This window comes from Variovorax sp. LjRoot175, from assembly GCF_964253805.1.
Taxonomy (GTDB): domain Bacteria; phylum Pseudomonadota; class Gammaproteobacteria; order Burkholderiales; family Burkholderiaceae_C; genus Variovorax.
In genome coordinates this window covers 1863030-1878348 of the sequence record NZ_CAXURY020000001.1, presented here as the reverse complement: position 1 = coordinate 1878348, position 15319 = coordinate 1863030, and the positions used below count along the sequence as shown (strand labels likewise).

Below are 15319 nucleotides of genomic sequence, written 5' to 3'. Positions count from 1 at the left end.
CCAAACACCGCCACGCGCCGCCGGCGCGCGAAAACCCGCCTACCAGCGCAGCTTGACGCCCACCGAACCCTGCACCGAGGACTTCACCCGGGCCTCGCCGCCGAGGGCGAAGACGCGCCCCACTTCGCCGTAGACGCTGGTGGCCGGCGTCACGGCCAGCGTGAAGCCACCGGCCACTTCGCCCGAGCTGTAGCCGGCGGCACTCGCGATGCGCGTCGTGGCCGCCGGGCCGATGAACTCGGCGACATCCGTGCCGCCGCTCGCGCGGTACAGGTTCGCGCGCGCATAGGGCTGCAGCCGCCCGACGCCGGTGGCGAGTTCACCCTTGATGCGCACGCCCAGGCGGCCGATCCAGCCGCCGTCGGCGTGCTGCCGCACAGTCGCGCCGCCGATCAGCACATCGTCGAAGCGGGCGCGCTGATAGATCAGCTGCGCCTGCGGCTCGATGCGCCAGCTTTCGGAAAGGGCGAAGGACTGGCCGGCTTCGATCGAGGCCGTCAGGCTCTCGGCCCTGCCCGATGCGTTCGGGTTGCCGTCGGGGCGCACGGTGGTGCGATGGCGGCCGGCCTGCAGCACGGCGTCGGCATAGAGGCCGCTTGCGTCCATCCAGGTGGCGTAGCCGCCCAGGTAGCGCGATTGCAAGTCGGTGCTGCCGACGCGCCCGAGGGTGCCCCGCGCATTGCCGCTCACATCGGCGCCGCCGTCCAGGAAGCCGACGTAGAGGCCGGCGCGCCAGTTGCCGGCGGCGAGCAGATCGGTGCCGGCCTGCAGGCCGCTCACGTGGCCGCGGCTGTGCGCGCGAGCGACGCTGTCCTGGCCGATATCGAGGTCGCCGTAGACGGCACGGGCCCAGGCGCGGCGCGGCGCGTCGCCGGCCGCCGGGGCCGCCTCGTCGCCGATGCGGCGGTGCAGGTTGCCCAGCATGCCGAGGTCGGCCTGGCGCAGTTGCGCCGGCAGTGCCGCGAAGAGCGGGACTTCGGCGCGGTAGGTCGGCACGGTCACCAGCGGCAGGGCCAGCTTGACGGTCGTGTCCGCGGTCGTGGTGGTGGGCGCGTCCGGATTGACAGGCGCCACCGGGGACGCAAGGGTCGTCTCGGAACGCAGGTACCAGTTCTCGCCTGCGCCCTGGACATCGGCCGCGTACAGGCGGTACTCGAAGGCGCCGGCATCGACGTGGCCATTGGCCAGCGCGAAGGCGTCGCGCGTGCGCTGAGCGGTGGTAGTGGCGCCGTTGCGCGCGCTCACCACCTCGATGCCGTTGCCGGTGGTCTGCGCGCCGAGACCGCCGAGGTTGGTGATGCGAACCGTGGTCTTGCCGCTCGCACTGGCGCCCGGGCCGCTCAGCACCAGGCGATCGCTCAGGCTGTTGCTGCCGCCGAGCACCGTGCCGAGCTTCAGCACGCCGTCGTTGCCGATGTAGGCGCCGGTCACGGTGAGCGTGCTGCCGGCGGCGACGCTCAGCAGGTTGACGGTGCCCGAATTGCTCAGCGAGGCGATGCGCTGGTTGAAGCCTGCGGTATCGAGCGTCGCGCCGGAGGCCACGGTGTGCGCGGAAGCAGCGCTGAAGGTGTTGGCCGCGGCCGCCTTCAAGGTGCCCGCCGCGACCGTGGTCGCGCCGCTGTAGCTGCTGGCGCCCGAGAGCACCGTGGTGCCGCTGCCCACTTGGCGCAGCGCGCCGCTGCCGCTGATGGCGCCGGCGAGGTTCAGCGTGTTCGAGCGGTTCGCAATCAGCGTCGCGTTGTTGACGATGTCGCCCACCACGCTGCCGCTCGTGCCGCCGTTGCCCAATTCCAGCGTGCCGGCGCTGATGGTGGTGGTGCCCGTGATCGCCTGGTCGAGTGTGAGCGTGAGCCTGCCGGCACCGGTCTTCTCGATGCCGCCCGTGCCGGACAGCAGCCCGGTGTAGCTCGCATCATCGGGCTGCGCGAAGCGCACCAGGCCGTTGTCGGTGATGGCCAGCGGCGCGAACTGCGCGCTGGTCTGCAGGATCCCGGCCGCATCCACCGTCATGCTGCCGGTGTAGCTGCTGGCGTTGGCGCCGAGGATCAGCGTGCCGCCGGCGACCCGCGTGCTGGTGATGCCCGAACCGGGCAGCGCGTTGTTGAAGGTCCAGGTGCCGCTGTCGTTCTTCACCAGCGTCTGGAAGTTCGACAGCGTCTGGGCGAAGGTGTCGGTGCCGCTGCCGTTCAGGGTCAGCAGGTTGCTGCCGCCGCCGCCGTTGATGCTGCCGGTGATCGACGAGCCGGTGTAGACGTTCAACGTGTCGTTCGCATTGGCGAAGTTCAGCGATCCGACGAGCCGCCCCTGATTGGTGAAAGCGATCGCCATCGTGCCGGCGACGCCCATGATGTTGCCCGCGCCGCCCTGGTATTCGATGACGCCGGTTTCGCCATTGATCACCGTGTTCGCGCCGGTCGACGATTCGAACCAGATGGCGGCGGCGCCGGCCTGCGAACGGATTTCGCCGTCGTTGACGATCAGGTTGCCGCTGCCGTGCGCGTTGACGGCTTCCGCGTTGTAGGCGGTGCCGTTGGACAGCAGCTTGGCGCCCTGCTCGATCGTGAGCGTGTTGCCCGAACGGAACTCGATGGTGTTGGCGCCGGTGCCGTAGTGGCCGTTGGCGCTGCCCGCCGCGTGGTTCTGCACCGTGGCATTGCGCTGGATCAGGATCGTGCCGTTGTCGCCCATGCTGATGGCGGGCAGGTCGACGGTGCTGATCACCGCGTTCTGCTGCACGTCCACCGAGCCGCCGGGCGTGGCGTCGTAGCCGCCGATGACGACGAAGGTCTGCGGGGTGCCGGCGGTGCAGGTGATGGTGTTGCTGCCGCTGCTGGCGCAATCGGCGGCGGCAGTGCCGGCCAGGCCCAACAGAACCATGGCCAAAGCGGGCGCCTTCGTGCTCGACTTGCCAACGCCGCGCGCCAGTTCGGAGGCCACGGCCCAGATCCCTTGCGAGGGGCTCCAGACCACCCGGAAAACGCGGTTCATGCGCTTCTTTCTTATGAAAATGAATACTTAAGAATGTAGTTCTTAGGTTTACATGTCCTAAGGAAATAATTCACGGAATCGGCGTGGATCGCCCGAAGTTGGTGCGCAGTGCCGCCCCGTAAACTCGGGCATGGCTTCCAGATCCCCCGGAGCGCCGCGCATGCTCGAGCGCGGCCTCATGTGCATCCTCATCGGCGCGGCGGTGCTGCTCGCGCCGCACTTCCTGCAGTCGCCCGCCTGGCGCGAGACGATAGGCGGGGCTTACGTGGTCGGCTGGTTCGCGCTGGTGCTCGGCGTGGCGCTGGTCGCGGTCGACCTGTTCCAGCGCGCGAAAAAGTCCGGAGGCCGCTGATGCGCGACCCGGTGCGCGTGGGCGACCGCCAACGCTTCGACACGCTCATCGATGCGCGCTCGCCGGCCGAGTTCGCGATCGACCACATCCCCGGCGCGATCAACTGCCCGGTGCTGGACGACGAAGAGCGCCGCATTGTCGGCACGCTCTACAAGCAACAGGGCGCCTTCGAAGCGCGCCGGGTCGGCGGCGCCATGGTGGCCGCGAACATCGCCCGGCACCTGAAGGCGCAGTTCGCCGACCGGCCAGCCGACTGGAAGCCGCTCATCTATTGCTGGCGCGGCGGCCTGCGCAGCGGCTCGATGACGACCTGGCTGCGCCTCGTCGGCTGGGACGCGCAGCAGCTCGCCGGCGGCTACAAGAGCTGGCGCCGCCACGTGATCACGCGGATCGAAACCCTGTGCCCGCGGCTCGAGCTGCGCGTGCTGTGCGGCGCCACCGGCAGCGCCAAGACGCGTGTGCTGCAGGCCATGGCGGCGCAGGGCGAGCAGGTGCTCGACCTCGAAGGCTTCGCCGCCCACAAGGGCTCGCTGCTCGGCGCCCTGCCCGGCGTGCCGCAACCTTCGCAGACCGCCTTCGAGACGCGCATCGCCGAGCTGCTGGACCGCATCGATCCGCAAAAGCCGCTCTACGTCGAGGGCGAGAGCCGCCGCATCGGCCGCCTCAACGTACCCACGGCGCTGATGGAGCGCATGCGCGCGAGCCGCGTGATCGAGATCGACGCCACGCCCGAAGCGCGCCTGGCCTACCTGCTGCGCGACTACGCCTACCTCGGCGACGACCCGGAGGCGCTTTCGCGCCAGCTCGCCATGCTGAAGGAATTGCACGGCAAGGTCGTGATCGCGCGCTGGCAGCAATGGGCCGCCGAGCGCAACCTGCCCTCGCTGTTCGCGGAGCTGACCGCGTTGCATTACGACCCGGCCTACAAGCGATCGCAGGCCAGCCATTTCGCGCGCTGGGACGAACGGCAGGTCTTGCGCGTCGACGACCTTTCGGACGAAGGCGTCGAGGCGATCGCGCGCCGCGTGGCCGCGGCCGGCCAGGAACTCAGCGCTTCTTGAGCGCTTTTTTCACGAGCTCGACCACGCCCAGCACGATCGCGCCGGCCACGATGCCGACGCCCGCATTGGCGCCCATCGAACCGAGGCCGCCGACCAGGCTGCCTGCGTTCAGCGCCCAGGCCTCGACCGCATGGCCCAGGGCCGGCACGCCGTGCACCAGGATGCCGCCGCCGACCAGGAACATGGCGGCGGTGCCGGCGATGGAGAGCGCCTTCATGAGCCAGGGCGCCGCCGCGAGGATGCCGCGGCCGAGCGCTCGCGAGCCTGCGCCTTCGCGCTGGCTCAGATAGAGCCCGGCGTCGTCGAGCTTCACGATGCCCGCCACCAGGCCGTAGACACCGACGGTCATGACCAGCGCGATGCCGACCAGCACGCTCAACTGCGTCACGAAGGGCTGGCCCTGTACCGTCCCCAGCGTGATCGCGATGATCTCCGCCGACAGGATGAAGTCGGTGCGCACCGCGCCCTTGATCTTGTCCTTCTCGGCCGCGACCACGTCGACGCCGGGGTCGGCAACCGCATGCTCGTGGCGCGCCGTGTCGGCCGCGTGTTCGTCCTTGTGCAGGAACTTGTGCGCGAGCTTTTCGCAGCCCTCGAAACACAGGAAGGCGCCGCCGATCATCAGGAGCGGCGTCACCAGCCAGGGCAGCCAGGTGCCGATGGCCAGCGCCGCCGGCACCAGGATCGCCTTGTTGATGAAGGAGCCCTTGCACACCGCCCACACCACCGGCAGCTCGCGCTCGGCCTTGACGCCCGAGACCTGCTGCGCGTTGAGCGCCAGGTCGTCGCCCAGCACGCCGGCGGTCTTCTTGGCGGCAAGCTTGGTGAGGATGGAAACGTCGTCGAGAACGGTCGCAATGTCGTCGAGCAGAAGCAGCAGACTGGTCGCCATCGTGACTTATTTTTAGACGTTGCGTTTGAGGCGGATCTCTTCGATCTTGATACCACCGATCGAGGTCGTCTTGGCGGTCTTCATCTCGCGCTTGAAGCCGGCCAGTTCGTGGAAGCGCATCGCGCGGTCGTTGCGCAGCGGCACCCAGATGGTGACCAGCGTGCAGCCCTCTTCCTCGAGGCCGTCGCGCGCGGCATCCCACAGCGCGACGCCGACGCCCTTGCCCCAGTGTTCCGGCTTGACGTAGATGGCCCAGATTTCGCCGGTGGTCGAAGGTGTCTTGGCATCGCGCGAACGGTCGAAGCCGACGAAGCCGACCACCTCCTCGCCCAGCACCGCCACATGCACCTGCGGCTCGCTGAACTCGATCGCCTCGCGCCATTTCGCTTCGCGCGTGGACGGCGCCAGCGCGCGCAGCTGGTCTTCGGGCAGGATGCCCGTGTAGGCGGCCCGGGCGGCGGCGGCGTGAACTTCGGCGATGGCTTTGGCATCGCGCATGGTGGCGGGGCGAACTTCGTAGTCGGACATGGATGCGGCGGAACGAACGGTAAAGGGCCGTATTGTCGCCGCGCCGGCAGGCCCTAAACTTCCTGCTGCATTCGCATCTATCCGGAGAATCACCATGGCCAAGAGTCAACAGCGCAGCAACAAGGAAGCCAAGAAACCCAAGAAGGACAGCTCCCCGCCGAAACCGCCAGGCGCAGGCATCGAACCGGTGCGCACCATCACCACCGCGGTCATCCCGCGCGGCAAGCTCAAGAACAAGTGACGACGGCGCCGCAGCAGCCCCGCAACCCCTTGCACGGGCTCACGCTCGAGGCCATCGTGACGGCGCTGGCGGCGCACTATGGCTGGCAGGGCCTGGGCGAGCGCATCCCGCTGCGCTGCTTCACCAGCGACCCGAGCGTGGCCTCCAGCCTCAAGTTCCTGCGCAAGACGCCGTGGGCGCGCGAGAAGGTCGAAAGCCTCTACCTCTTCATGCTGCGCGAAGAGCGGCGACAGGCCTCGCGCGGCACGCCGCCATGAAGGCGCGCATCGAGCCCGGCGGGTTCGACTTCGACACCGAGCCCGGGCTCACGCTGCTGCAGTCCGCCGCTGCGGCCGGCATCGAGCTGCCGAGTTCCTGCCGCAACGGCACCTGCCGGACCTGCATCAGCAAGCTGAGGGCCGGCGAGGTGCGCTACCGCATCGAGTGGCCGGGCGTGAGCGCCGACGAGAAGGCCGAGGGCTGGATCCTGCCCTGCGTGGCCGAGCCGCTGGGCGATGTCACGCTCGACGTGCCGTACGCGTTTTCACACTTCTGACCGAACGATCCGGTCGCGCTGCGCGAGCGAGGGAAAGAGCCGGAACCAGGCGAGCGCCACCAGCACCGTGCCGACGCCGCCCGTCACCACGGAGCCCACCGGCCCCAGCAGTGCCGCGGTGGCGCCCGACTCGAACTCGCCGAGCTGGTTGCTGGCGCCGATGAAGATCGAGTTGACGGCGCTCACGCGGCCGCGCATCGCGTCCGGCGTTTCGAGCTGCACCAGCGTCTGCCGGATCACGACGTTGACCATGTCGGCGCCGCCCGAGACCGCAAGCGCGATCAGCGAGACGAGGAAGCTGCGCGAGAGGCCGAACACCACCATGCAGACGCCGAAGGCACCCACCGCCATCAGCAGCGTGCGCCCCACGTGCCGCTCGATGGGCCGGCGCGTCAGCATGATCGACATCGCCAGCGCACCGACCGCCGGCGCGCTACGCAACAGGCCCAGGCCCCAGGGCCCCGTGTGCAGGATGTCCTTGGCGAAGATCGGCAGCAGCGCGACCGCGCCGCCGAGCAGCACCGCGAACAGGTCGAGCGAGACGGCGCCGAGCACGGGCTTGCGCTTCCAAATGAAGTCCACGCCTGCCAGTACCGTCGCCAGCGTGACCGGCTCGCGCGGCGCCGGCATGTGGTCGTAGCGCAGCTGCATCAGCAGCAGGCTGCCGACGGCGAAGAACAGCAGGCTCGCGCCGTACACCACGCCCGTGCCCGCCGCGAACAGCAGACCGCCCAGCGCCGGCCCGCCGATGATCGCGCCCTGCATGCCGGCCGAGCTGAAGGCCATCGCGCGCGGCAGCATCAGCGGCGGCACGAGCAGCGGCGTCAGCGCCTGCTGCGCCGGCATCTGGAAGGCGCGCACCGCGCCCAGCACCAGCGACAGGCCGAGCAGCAATCCGCGCGAGTCCTGATGCGTGTAGACGGCGCCGAGGAGCAGCAGCGCGACCGCGCCTTGCACCGCGAGGCAGGCGGCGACGATGCGGCCGCGATGGTGGCGGTCGACGATGTGGCCCGCCAGCAACGCCAGCAGCAGCGCCGGCACGAACTGGTAGAGCCCGACCAGGCCGAGATCCCAGGCGCTGCCGGTGAGCTCGTACATGTGCCAACCGATCGCGACCAGCAGCATCTGGGCGGCGGCCGAGCCGAAGAGCCGCGCGGTCCACAGCCGCATGAAGGGCCGCTCGCGCGTGAGATCGGAAAAATTCGGCGAGGCGGCGCGGGCGGACATTGCATCGAGGATAGCTGAGCATCAAAGGCTTCTAGACTTGCTAGGCCAATGACTTCGCTGCGCGTGATCCACGAAGACCCCCATCTGCTGGTGCTCGACAAGCCCGCCGGCCTGCTGTGCGTGCCCGGGCGCGGCGAGGACAAGCAGGACTGCCTCAGTGCGCGGGCGCTGCAGCGCTGGCCCGATGCGCTGGTGGTGCACCGGCTCGACATGGCCACCAGCGGCCTGGTGCTGATGGCACGCAGCCCCGCGATGCAGCGCGCGCTCGGCGATGCCTTCGCGCAGCGGCGAATGCGCAAGCGCTATGAAGCGATCGTCGACGGGCTGCTGCCGCTCACCGACGAATGGGCGCTGATCGATGCGCCGCTGGCAGCCGATTGGCCGCGAAGGCCGCTGCAGAAGATCGATCCCGAATCAGGCAAGCCGAGCCAGACGCGATGGCGCGTGAAGCGCCAGCTGCCCGAGCGCCATGCGAGCCACCTGTGGCTGGAGCCGCTGACCGGCCGCAGCCATCAGTTGCGGGTTCATCTGCTGTCGATCGGCCACCCGATCCTCGGCGATGCGCTCTATGGCAGCGAGGAAGTGCGGCAACGCGCGCCGAGGCTGCTGCTGCACGCGAGCGCGCTCGAGTTCATGCACCCTGCCGACGGGCGAGTACGGCGTTTCGAGAGTCCGCCGCCGTTTGCCTGAAAAAAGCCTTTGCCTCCGGCCCTCAGCCCTTGACCACCAGCACGGGGACTTTCGAATCCTGCAGCACCCGCTGCGTCACACTGCCGAGCAGCAGTTTCTCGATGCCGGAGCGCCCGTGCGAGCCCATCACGATCAGGTCGGCCGCGATCGCCTCGGCGGTATCGACGATGCCTTCGTGCACCACGTGGCCATCGATCACGCGCTGGTCGCTGTGCAGCCCTTCCGCCGCCAGCGCCGCGACACCGCGCGCCAGCGCCGCGTTGGCGCTGCTGGTGGCGGCTGCGAGGTATTCGTTCTGGCCGAGCGCATAGTCGGCGCCCACGCCGATGAAAGGATAGTTGTCCACCACGTGGATCAGGGTGATGCGGCTGCCGAATGCCAGCGCCAGTCCGCTGGCCTTGCTGACCGCAAGCATCGACGTTTCGGATCCATCGATCGGGACCAGGATGTGATTGAACATGGCAGACCTCTTTCGTTCGCAGGGCTCGCAGGGCGAGCCGGACCCCGAATTTACATCCAGGGAGAGGGCCGGACTGTAGGACGGCTACGGTCCGGCAAGTGGCGTCAATCGCCTTGAAATGCGTCGGCGCGGCAGGTCACGACCAGCGTGTCGCGCCAGCCCGGCTGGCCTTCGACCAGCGGCTGGATCGGCGTCGACTCGTGGATCATGCGCGCGTCGTCGAGCAGGAGCAGCGTCCAGGGTTCGGTCATCGTGAAGCGTTCGCCGCGACGGCCCGCGGCCTCGAACACGCGCGTTTCGCCGCCCTTGATGTTGTGGCGCCCGATCAGCGCGACCGCCACCAGGTCGACGCCGTCGCGGTGCGCGCCCTCCGGCGTCGGCCGGCCGATGCCATCGGCGGTGTCGATGCGGAACTGGTGCGCCTCCACGTACCAGCGCTGCGTGCCGCGCAGGCCGCTCGCCACGCCGCCCAGGCCGCGCAGCAGCCGCTGCCATGCGGGCTGCGCCAATGTTCCCGCTTCCATCGGCGCGAACCAGCGCTGCATGCCGCCATGCAGCGCGTTGTATTCCACCGGCTGCCAGTGTGCGCGGTGCGGCACCTGTTCGAGCGCCGCATCCTCGACCGTGAAGCAGGCGTGGCGCCGCGTGCGATAGCGGCCGCCGTCCTTCAGGTATTCGTCGGGCGGCAGTTGGTCCCAGTCGCCGTGCAGCGCGTCGAATTCGGTCAGCGAGGTACCCAGCCACTCGGCCACGCCTTGCGGACTCAGGACGACGTAGCCGTCCTGGCGCAATGCGGCGACGAGTCGATCGGGCGGGGTGAACGGCGGATTGAAGAGGCCGCTGCTCACTCCGTCACCTTCACGTCCTTCCAGAAGGCGACGCGGTCCCGGACCATCTCCGCTTCGGGCTTGGGGTCGGCGTAATACCAGGCGGCATCGGTGTGGAGCTCGCCGTTGACCAGCAGCGAGTAGTAGCTTGCGCTGCCCTTCCAGGGGCAGGTGGTCTTGTGGTTGCTGAAGGTCACGTGCTCGCGCTTGAGCGAGCTCATGGGGAAGTAGTGGTTGCCTTCGACGAGCACGGTGTCGTCGCTCTCGGCGATGGTGACGCCGTTCCAGGTTGCTTTCATGACAAGGTCTCCATGCCCGCAGAACGCGGGCAGCACCTTATTGTGCCGCGGGCGATTGCAGCCAGTGGACGCTGAACAGGCGCTCGGGATCGGTCCACACCGCGGCCGGCCTGAAGCCCGCCTTCACCGCGAGCGCACGCAGGCCTTCGGCGGTGAACTTGTGCGAGTTTTCGGTGTGGATGGTTTCGCCCTCGTCGAAGGCGAAACGCTGGCCGTCGAGCGTGACGGTCTGCGCGCGGCGGCTCACCAGGTGCATCTCGATGCGCCGCAGCGGCGCGTTGTAGAAGGCCGCATGCGTGAAGCCGTCGAGGTCGAAATCGGTGTCGAGCTCGGCGTTGGCGCGGCGCAGCAGGTTGAGGTTGAAGGCCGCGGTCACGCCCCGCGCATCGTTGTAGGCCGCATGCAGCAGCGCCGGGTCCTTGACCAGGTCGACGCCGAGCAGCAGGCCGCCGCCGCGCAGCAGGCGCTGGGCCAGTTGCAGGAAGGCGAGCGCTTCATCGGGACTGAAGTTGCCCAGGGTCGAGCCGGGAAAGAAGCCAACGCGCTGGCCCATGCCCTCGCCGCGCGCGGGCAGCACCAGCGGCATGGTGTAGTCGGCCACCAGGGGCTGCACCGCCAGCCGCGGATAGTCGTCGCGCAGGCGTTGTGCCGCCGCTTCGAGGTGCTCGCCGGAAATATCGATCGGCACATAGCGCTTCGGCGCATCGAGTGCGTCGAGCAAGAGCCGCACCTTGGTGAGCGAACCGGCGCCGAATTCGATGATCTCGGCCTTCGGGCCGATCTGGGCCGCGATCTCGGAGGCGCACTCGGTGAGGATGCGCAGCTCGGTGCGCGTCGGGTAGTACTCGGGCAGCTCGCAGATGCGGTCGAACAGCGCCGATCCCGCGACGTCGTAGAAGAACTTCGGCGGGATGCTGCGCGCGCCGCAGCTCAGGCCCGCGAACAGCTCGCGGCCGAAATTGGAAAGCGGCGCGGCCCGCTGCGCGGTGCGAAACGCGTGGAGGTTGAATGCAGGATTGCCCATCAGAGCTCCTTCGCGAGCCGCAGCCCCGAGAACTGCCAGCGCGCGGCCGGCGGGAAGAAGTTGCGGTAGCTGGGGCGCGTGTGCCCTTCGGGCGTGGCGACGCTGCCGCCGCGCAGCACCAGCTGGCCGACCATGAACTTGCCGTTGTATTCCGCCGCGATGCCCGCGAGCGGGCGAAAGCCCGGGTATGGGTCGTAGGAAGAACGCGTCCACTGCCACACCTGGCCGCTCATCTGCATGATGCCGGGCGCGTCGTGTGCGGCCTCCCATTCGAACTCGGTCGGCAGCCGCGCGCCGGCCCATTCGGCGAACGCGGCCGCTTCGTAGAAGCTCAGCTGGGCCACCGGCGCCTCGGGCTCCAGCGGCCGCACGCCGTGCAGGCCGAAGACATGCCAGCCCGCCATCGCACCTTGGTGGGCGAGCCGCGGATCGTCGGGCGCGAGCCAGTAGGCCGGGCAGCGCCAGCCCTGGGCCTGTACCGCGGCCCAGCCGTCGGACAGCCAGAGTTCGGGCCGCTGGTAGGCGCCATCGGCAATGAACTGCGCATAGTCGCCGCAGTTCACGAGCCGATCGGCGATGGCATAGGGCCGCAGCAGCGCCGCGTGGCGCGGTGTCTCGTTGTCGAAGGCGAAGCCTGCGCCGCCATGGCCGACCTCGACCAGGCCGCCGGACTGCGGCAGCCATTGCATCGGCGGCGGTACCGAGGCCAGCCGAAGCGCCGGCCCCGCCGCGGCCCGGTACGCGGGCAGCAGCGGGTTGCAGGACAGGGCATGCAGGATGTCGGTGACTATGAGCTCCTGGTGCTGCTGTTCGTGATGCAGCCCGAGCGTGACGATCGCCGCGATCGCATCCCAGTCCCGGCCCTCGCCCGCCGTCTCGAGCAGCGCCTCCACCGCTTCGTCGACGTGGCGGCGGTAGGCATGCACCTCATCGAGCGAAGGCCGCGTCAGAAGCCCGCGCTGCGGCCGCGGATGGCGCGGGCCCAGCGCCTCGTAGTAGGAGTTGAAGAGATAGTGAAAACGCGGATCGAAGACGCGGTAGCCCGTGGCATGCGGCTGCAGCAGCACGGTCTCGAAGAACCAGGTGGTATGGGCCAGGTGCCATTTGGTCGGGCTGGCATCGGGCATCGACTGGATGCACTGGTCTTCGGCCGAGAGGGGCGCCGCGAGCGCGAGGCTTTGCGCACGCACCGCCTGGAAACGATCGCGCAGCTCGTCTGCAGCAGGCGCGGCCGGCCGGATGAGATTCATGGGGTCTCCAATTTTTGGATCGAAAGGTTTTAGCCCATGGAGACAGGCGGGTGCCGTAGGACAAGCCCGCGCAGTCGAACGCGACACTTTGGCACAAGACGCTGGTGCGTGCCAGAGCCCTGCGTATCATCCGGCGGATGAGTACGACTACCCCCTCCCAGCGCCCCCGTATCGTCATCGTCGGCTGCGGATTCGGGGGCCTGGAGGCGGCGCGAAAGCTGCAAGGCGCCGATGTGGACGTCACCGTCGTCGACAAGACCAACCACCACCTGTTCCAGCCGCTGCTCTACCAGGTGGCGACTGCCGGGCTGGCGGCGCCCTCGATCGCAGCGCCGGTGCGCCTCCTGTTCCGCCGCCAGCCCAACATCACCACCCTGCTCGGCGAAGTCACGCAGATCGATCCGGTTGCGCACGAGGTGCAGCTGGCCAGCGGCACCCGCCTCGGCTGGGATCACCTGATCGTGGCCGCCGGCGCCACCCACAGCTATTTCGGCAACGACGGCTGGGCGCGAATGGCACCGGGCCTGAAGACGCTGGCCGATGCCTTCGAGATCCGCCGCCGCGTGCTGATGAGCTTCGAGGCCGCCGAGATCGAGCCCGACCCGGCGCGGCGCCGCGCGTTGCTGACCTTCGCGGTGATCGGCGCCGGCCCCACCGGCGTCGAGATGGCCGGCACGCTGGCCGAGATCGCGCGCCATACGCTGGAAGGCGAGTTCCGCCGCATCGACCCGGGCAGCGCCGAGGTGCTGCTGATCGAGGGCGGCCCGCGCGTGTTGCAGGCCATGCCCGAAAGCCTGAGCCAGCGCGCGCTGGAGCAGTTGCAGAAACTCGGCGTGCAGGTGCGCCTCAAAGCCAAGGTCACGGCCATCGACGAGACCGGGCTCACGGTCGAATCGCCCTTCAGCGACGGCGGCGCCGGCACCGGCAGCCACCGCATCGACTGCCACTGCGTGATCTGGGCTGCCGGCGTGGCCGCCTCGCCGCTGGGCCGCCTGCTGGCCGCCGCGACCGGGGCCGAGACCGACCGCGCCGGCCGCGTCAAGGTGCTGCCCGACCTCAACGTGCCGGGCCATCCGGACATCAGCGTGGTCGGCGACCTCGCGGCCGCCATGAGCCACCGGCCGGGCAAGGAGCCGAAGCCGGTGCCCGGCGTCTCGCCCGGCGCCAAGCAGATGGGCCGCGCCGCGGCGGGGAACATCCTGCGCCGCATCGCGGGCAAGGAAACGGTGCCCTTCCGCTACCGCGACTACGGCAACCTCGCGACCATCGGCCGCAACTCGGCCGTGGTCGACCTCGGCACGCCCTTCGGGCCGCTGCGCTTCTCGGGCCGGCTGGCCTGGCTGTTCTGGCTGTTCGCCCACGCTTATTTCCTGATCGGCTTCCGCAATCGCATCGTGGTGCTGATGGACTGGGCCAGCGCGTACTGGAGCTTCCAGCGGCATGCGCGGGTGGTGGCGGAGGTCAGGGGCAGGGGAGAGTCATAAGCGGGCTCGTCCGCCGGTGGCCATGATCTCTTTCGACGCCGACACGCATCGCTTCAACCTGCGAGCCGCAGCGGTCGTGCTGCACGAGGGCGCTGTGCTGCTGCACCGCATCGAGGGCGATCCGTTCTGGTCGGTGCCCGGCGGACGGGTCGAGCCCGGCGAAACCGCTGCCGCCGCAGTCGTGCGCGAGCTGCAGGAAGAACTGGCGGAGACCGTGCATTGCGAACGCATGCTGTGGGTGGTGGAGAACTTCTTCAACTACCGCGGGCGCGAGCACCACGAAATCGGCCTGTACTTCCTGGCAGAGCTCTCCCCGGGTTCGCGCCTGCTCGCAGGACCCGGGCCCTTCATGGGCAGCGAGGGCGAACTCGCGTTGACCTTCGAGTGGTTCGACTGCGCAAGGCTCGGCAAACTCGATATCCGGCCGTCGTTCCTGGCGCGCGCGCTGGCGTCGCCTGCGCTTCCGTTCGAACATGTGGTCCACCATGAGCGAGAAACCGCCTGAATCCCTGTCGTTCCGGCCGCTCGAGATGACGGACCTTCCGATGCTTCACGAATGGCTGTGCCGTCCGCACGTCAGCCAATGGTGGCAGCCCTCCCCCACGCGAGCCGAGGTCGAAGAGGAGTTCGCGCCGTTGACCGACGCCGGCCGCGACACGACGCACGGCTATATCGCCCTGCTCGGAGCTCGCCCCATCGGCTTCATCCAGTGCTACGTAGTCATGGGTTCCGGCGACGGCTGGTGGGAGGAAGAAACCGACCCCGGTGCGCGCGGCATCGACCAGTTCCTTGCCAACGCGGAAGAGCTCGGAGCGGGCCTCGGCAGCGCGATGGTGCGCGCATTCGTCGACCGCCTGTTTCTGGACCCCGAGGTCAGCAAAGTGCAAACCGATCCTTCGCCGGACAACGGGCGCGCCATCCGCAGCTACGCGAAGGCCGGCTTCGTTGCGCACGGAGAAGTCATGACGCCCGACGGCCCTGCCCTGCTGATGCTGCGCACGCGATCGACCGGCGACCCATCCACCTGGAGCACACAATGATCCACATCCGCGACATCGACCACCTCGTCCTGCGCGTCATCGATCTCGACCGGATGCTTCGCTTCTACTGCGAGGTGCTCGGCTGCACGATCGAGCGGCGGCAGGATGCCATCGGCCTCGTTCAGCTCCGCGCCGGGCGCTCGCTCGTCGACCTCGTTCCGGTGGACGGCGAACTCGGCCGCGCTGGCGGTGCTGCGCCGGGCAAGGAGGGGCGCAACCTCGATCACTTCTGCTTTCGCGTCGAGCCCTTCGACGAGGCCGCCATTCGCCGCCACCTCGAAGCCCACAAGGTCGAAGCCGGCCCGCTGGCGACCCGAAACGGCGCCGAGGGCGAGGGGCCTTCCATCTATATCACCGATCCGGAGGGCAACGTGATCGAACTCAAGGGACCGCCCGACAATTGATCCTTTCCATCGAATCG

The 15319-nt window shown here is 69.0% G+C and carries 19 protein-coding genes; 10 read left to right on the top strand and 9 right to left on the bottom strand.

The window, feature by feature from the left end; all coding sequences use genetic code 11:
- Positions 1-39 precede the first annotated feature (39 nt).
- Positions 40-2988, bottom strand: coding sequence for an autotransporter outer membrane beta-barrel domain-containing protein (locus tag ACSQ89_RS09535; RefSeq protein WP_436290676.1), 2949 nt, complete (start codon positions 2986-2988; stop codon positions 40-42).
- 130 nt (positions 2989-3118) lie between these two features.
- Here ACSQ89_RS09535 and ACSQ89_RS09530 point away from each other — a divergent pair, with 130 nt between their 5' ends.
- Together ACSQ89_RS09530 and mnmH are read left to right on the top strand one after the other, a co-directional pair.
- The gene (locus ACSQ89_RS09530; protein WP_436290677.1) at positions 3119-3340 is read left to right on the top strand and encodes a hypothetical protein; all 222 of its coding nucleotides are present in this window, start codon (positions 3119-3121) and stop codon (positions 3338-3340) included.
- The gene (mnmH, locus tag ACSQ89_RS09525; RefSeq protein WP_436290678.1) at positions 3340-4401 is read left to right on the top strand and encodes a tRNA 2-selenouridine(34) synthase MnmH; all 1062 of its coding nucleotides are present in this window, start codon (positions 3340-3342) and stop codon (positions 4399-4401) included. Before ACSQ89_RS09530 ends, mnmH begins: the two co-directional genes overlap by 1 nt.
- Here the strand turns inward: mnmH and ACSQ89_RS09520 are convergent.
- Both ACSQ89_RS09520 and ACSQ89_RS09515 read right to left on the bottom strand, forming a co-directional pair.
- Positions 4388-5293: a DUF808 domain-containing protein gene (locus ACSQ89_RS09520; RefSeq protein WP_436290679.1), complete on the bottom strand. Its 906-nt coding sequence runs from the start codon at positions 5291-5293 to the stop codon at positions 4388-4390. The genes mnmH and ACSQ89_RS09520 overlap by 14 nt on opposite strands.
- A gap of 12 nt (positions 5294-5305) precedes the next feature.
- Positions 5306-5821, bottom strand: coding sequence for a GNAT family N-acetyltransferase (locus tag ACSQ89_RS09515; protein ID WP_093102287.1), 516 nt, complete (start codon positions 5819-5821; stop codon positions 5306-5308).
- Positions 5822-5915: 94 nt separating this feature from the next.
- On the opposite strand from ACSQ89_RS09515, the gene ACSQ89_RS09510 reads away from it, so the two are divergent.
- Genes ACSQ89_RS09510 through ACSQ89_RS09500 form a run of 3 tightly spaced genes read left to right on the top strand, consistent with a single transcriptional unit; the run spans position 5916 to position 6597 of the window.
- Positions 5916-6062 carry a hypothetical protein gene (locus ACSQ89_RS09510; protein WP_170855465.1) on the top strand — a complete coding sequence of 49 codons (147 nt, stop codon included), beginning with the start codon at positions 5916-5918 and terminating at the stop codon, positions 6060-6062.
- The gene (locus ACSQ89_RS09505) at positions 6059-6319 is read left to right on the top strand and encodes a VF530 family DNA-binding protein (protein WP_093102286.1); all 261 of its coding nucleotides are present in this window, start codon (positions 6059-6061) and stop codon (positions 6317-6319) included. The genes ACSQ89_RS09510 and ACSQ89_RS09505 overlap by 4 nt, the downstream gene beginning before the upstream one ends.
- Positions 6316-6597, top strand: a complete 282-nt coding sequence (locus ACSQ89_RS09500) for a 2Fe-2S iron-sulfur cluster-binding protein (RefSeq protein ID WP_436290680.1) — start codon at positions 6316-6318, stop codon at positions 6595-6597. The genes ACSQ89_RS09505 and ACSQ89_RS09500 overlap by 4 nt, the downstream gene beginning before the upstream one ends.
- Here the strand turns inward: ACSQ89_RS09500 and ACSQ89_RS09495 are convergent.
- Positions 6586-7824 carry an MFS transporter gene (locus ACSQ89_RS09495; RefSeq protein WP_436290681.1) on the bottom strand — a complete coding sequence of 413 codons (1239 nt, stop codon included), beginning with the start codon at positions 7822-7824 and terminating at the stop codon, positions 6586-6588. The genes ACSQ89_RS09500 and ACSQ89_RS09495 overlap by 12 nt on opposite strands.
- 48 nt (positions 7825-7872) lie before the next feature.
- Here ACSQ89_RS09495 and ACSQ89_RS09490 point away from each other — a divergent pair, with 48 nt between their 5' ends.
- Positions 7873-8514 carry an RluA family pseudouridine synthase gene (locus ACSQ89_RS09490; RefSeq protein ID WP_436290682.1) on the top strand — a complete coding sequence of 214 codons (642 nt, stop codon included), beginning with the start codon at positions 7873-7875 and terminating at the stop codon, positions 8512-8514.
- A 22-nt stretch (positions 8515-8536) separates the two neighbouring features.
- On the opposite strand, the gene ACSQ89_RS09485 is transcribed toward ACSQ89_RS09490, so the two are convergent.
- The 5 genes from ACSQ89_RS09485 to egtB all read right to left on the bottom strand — a co-directional run bounded on the left by ACSQ89_RS09485 (position 8537) and on the right by egtB (position 12374).
- Positions 8537-8974, bottom strand: a complete 438-nt coding sequence (locus ACSQ89_RS09485) for a universal stress protein (protein WP_093102281.1) — start codon at positions 8972-8974, stop codon at positions 8537-8539.
- 104 nt (positions 8975-9078) lie between these two features.
- Positions 9079-9822, bottom strand: a complete 744-nt coding sequence (locus ACSQ89_RS09480; protein ID WP_436290683.1) for a 2OG-Fe dioxygenase family protein — start codon at positions 9820-9822, stop codon at positions 9079-9081.
- Complete coding sequence (locus ACSQ89_RS09475) at positions 9819-10100, bottom strand: DUF427 domain-containing protein (protein ID WP_093102278.1); 282 nt, start codon at positions 10098-10100, stop codon at positions 9819-9821. The genes ACSQ89_RS09480 and ACSQ89_RS09475 overlap by 4 nt, the downstream gene beginning before the upstream one ends.
- Before the next feature lie 37 nt (positions 10101-10137).
- Entirely contained in the window at positions 10138-11124 is a 987-nt protein-coding gene (gene egtD, locus ACSQ89_RS09470) for an L-histidine N(alpha)-methyltransferase (protein ID WP_436290684.1), read from the bottom strand.
- Positions 11124-12374 (bottom strand): ergothioneine biosynthesis protein EgtB, encoded by a 1251-nt coding sequence (gene egtB, locus ACSQ89_RS09465; protein WP_436290685.1) that lies wholly within the window; start codon positions 12372-12374, stop codon positions 11124-11126. The genes egtD and egtB overlap by 1 nt, the downstream gene beginning before the upstream one ends.
- A 137-nt stretch (positions 12375-12511) precedes the next feature.
- Here egtB and ACSQ89_RS09460 point away from each other — a divergent pair, with 137 nt between their 5' ends.
- From ACSQ89_RS09460 to ACSQ89_RS09445, 4 genes are read left to right on the top strand one after another with little or no spacing between them, the layout of a single operon-like run.
- Positions 12512-13858 carry an NAD(P)/FAD-dependent oxidoreductase gene (locus ACSQ89_RS09460; RefSeq protein WP_436290686.1) on the top strand — a complete coding sequence of 449 codons (1347 nt, stop codon included), beginning with the start codon at positions 12512-12514 and terminating at the stop codon, positions 13856-13858.
- A gap of 22 nt (positions 13859-13880) precedes the next feature.
- Positions 13881-14363: an NUDIX hydrolase gene (locus ACSQ89_RS09455; protein ID WP_436290687.1), complete on the top strand. Its 483-nt coding sequence runs from the start codon at positions 13881-13883 to the stop codon at positions 14361-14363.
- Positions 14344-14898: a GNAT family N-acetyltransferase gene (locus ACSQ89_RS09450; protein WP_436290688.1), complete on the top strand. Its 555-nt coding sequence runs from the start codon at positions 14344-14346 to the stop codon at positions 14896-14898. The genes ACSQ89_RS09455 and ACSQ89_RS09450 overlap by 20 nt, the downstream gene beginning before the upstream one ends.
- The gene (locus ACSQ89_RS09445) at positions 14895-15302 is read left to right on the top strand and encodes a VOC family protein (protein WP_093102268.1); all 408 of its coding nucleotides are present in this window, start codon (positions 14895-14897) and stop codon (positions 15300-15302) included. The genes ACSQ89_RS09450 and ACSQ89_RS09445 overlap by 4 nt, the downstream gene beginning before the upstream one ends.
- Positions 15303-15319 lie beyond the last annotated feature (17 nt).

Excerpts from the sequence above, each read along its gene's own strand:
- ACSQ89_RS09535 (WP_436290676.1), bottom strand. The coding sequence starts at position 2,988 with ATGAACCGCGTTTTCCGGGTGGTCTGGAGCCCCTCGCAAGGGATCTGG.
- ACSQ89_RS09530 (WP_436290677.1), top strand. The coding sequence starts at position 3,119 with ATGGCTTCCAGATCCCCCGGAGCGCCGCGCATGCTCGAGCGCGGCCTC.
- mnmH (WP_436290678.1), top strand. The coding sequence starts at position 3,340 with ATGCGCGACCCGGTGCGCGTGGGCGACCGCCAACGCTTCGACACGCTC.
- ACSQ89_RS09520 (WP_436290679.1), bottom strand. The coding sequence starts at position 5,293 with ATGGCGACCAGTCTGCTGCTTCTGCTCGACGACATTGCGACCGTTCTC.
- ACSQ89_RS09515 (WP_093102287.1), bottom strand. The coding sequence starts at position 5,821 with ATGTCCGACTACGAAGTTCGCCCCGCCACCATGCGCGATGCCAAAGCC.
- ACSQ89_RS09510 (WP_170855465.1), top strand. The coding sequence starts at position 5,916 with ATGGCCAAGAGTCAACAGCGCAGCAACAAGGAAGCCAAGAAACCCAAG.
- ACSQ89_RS09500 (WP_436290680.1), top strand. The coding sequence starts at position 6,316 with ATGAAGGCGCGCATCGAGCCCGGCGGGTTCGACTTCGACACCGAGCCC.
- ACSQ89_RS09495 (WP_436290681.1), bottom strand. The coding sequence starts at position 7,824 with ATGTCCGCCCGCGCCGCCTCGCCGAATTTTTCCGATCTCACGCGCGAG.
- ACSQ89_RS09490 (WP_436290682.1), top strand. The coding sequence starts at position 7,873 with ATGACTTCGCTGCGCGTGATCCACGAAGACCCCCATCTGCTGGTGCTC.
- ACSQ89_RS09485 (WP_093102281.1), bottom strand. The coding sequence starts at position 8,974 with ATGTTCAATCACATCCTGGTCCCGATCGATGGATCCGAAACGTCGATG.
- ACSQ89_RS09475 (WP_093102278.1), bottom strand. The coding sequence starts at position 10,100 with ATGAAAGCAACCTGGAACGGCGTCACCATCGCCGAGAGCGACGACACC.
- egtD (WP_436290684.1), bottom strand. The coding sequence starts at position 11,124 with ATGGGCAATCCTGCATTCAACCTCCACGCGTTTCGCACCGCGCAGCGG.
- egtB (WP_436290685.1), bottom strand. The coding sequence starts at position 12,374 with ATGAATCTCATCCGGCCGGCCGCGCCTGCTGCAGACGAGCTGCGCGAT.
- ACSQ89_RS09460 (WP_436290686.1), top strand. The coding sequence starts at position 12,512 with ATGAGTACGACTACCCCCTCCCAGCGCCCCCGTATCGTCATCGTCGGC.
- ACSQ89_RS09455 (WP_436290687.1), top strand. The coding sequence starts at position 13,881 with ATGATCTCTTTCGACGCCGACACGCATCGCTTCAACCTGCGAGCCGCA.
- ACSQ89_RS09450 (WP_436290688.1), top strand. The coding sequence starts at position 14,344 with ATGAGCGAGAAACCGCCTGAATCCCTGTCGTTCCGGCCGCTCGAGATG.
- ACSQ89_RS09445 (WP_093102268.1), top strand. The coding sequence starts at position 14,895 with ATGATCCACATCCGCGACATCGACCACCTCGTCCTGCGCGTCATCGAT.